The organism is Streptomyces niveiscabiei (assembly GCF_001419795.1).
Lineage (GTDB): Bacteria > Actinomycetota > Actinomycetes > Streptomycetales > Streptomycetaceae > Streptomyces > Streptomyces niveiscabiei.
Genome location: NZ_LIRL01000687.1, coordinates 786 through 1,429, shown reverse-complemented (window position 1 = coordinate 1,429; position 644 = coordinate 786). Strand labels below are relative to the sequence as shown.

The 644-nt window shown below is 74.4% G+C and carries 1 protein-coding gene; it reads right to left on the bottom strand.

Translation table 11 applies throughout. From position 1 onward, the window contains the following. A partial coding sequence (locus tag AOK24_RS49840; protein WP_206191288.1) for a vWA domain-containing protein occupies positions 1–644 on the bottom strand: 644 nt, incomplete at both ends.

The window sequence follows — 644 nt, the reverse complement described above, 5'->3', positions numbered from 1 at the left end:
CCTCACACCCCCCGGTGACCAGCGACACCATGGTCACCGGCGTCCCCGCCGTGCGCGCCAGCTCCCGCAGGTCCTCCAGGTTCCGCCCGGTCAGCCGGTCGTTGTCCTCGTCGTCGGTGACGTACACGATCTGCCGGGGCCGCTGGCTGTCGACGCCCTGCGCCTTCATGAACGCCAGCGCGTCGCGCAGCGCCCGGTAGGGGTCTGCCTGGTCCCCGCGCGCTCCGGCCCTGCGCGCCCCCTCCAGGGCGCGTACAGCGGCATCGCGCGCGTGCGATCCGAAGCGCAGCAGGTCGGTATGGGTACGGCTGCCGCGCCCGGCGACCGCCCACACCCCGTACTGGTCCTTCGCACCGAGCCCCCCGAGCGACTGCTGGATCAGTCCGGGCCCGCTGCTCAGCCCCCGCCACAGGCCGGCCATGGACCCGGAGCTGTCGAGCAGGAAGAGCACCTGGCCGGGCCCGAGGGCGTTGCGGTACCGGTCGAGGGTCGCGTTCATGGCGGTCACGTCGGTGTACTGCTCCTGGTCGGCGAGGTCGGTCTGCGCGCCGCGCGGCGCCGTACCGAGCAGCGCGTGCCCGGGGTCGGGCGAGCGCAGCCCGTACTCGCCGAGCTTCGCCCTGCCCTGCTCGCCGGTCAGCCAG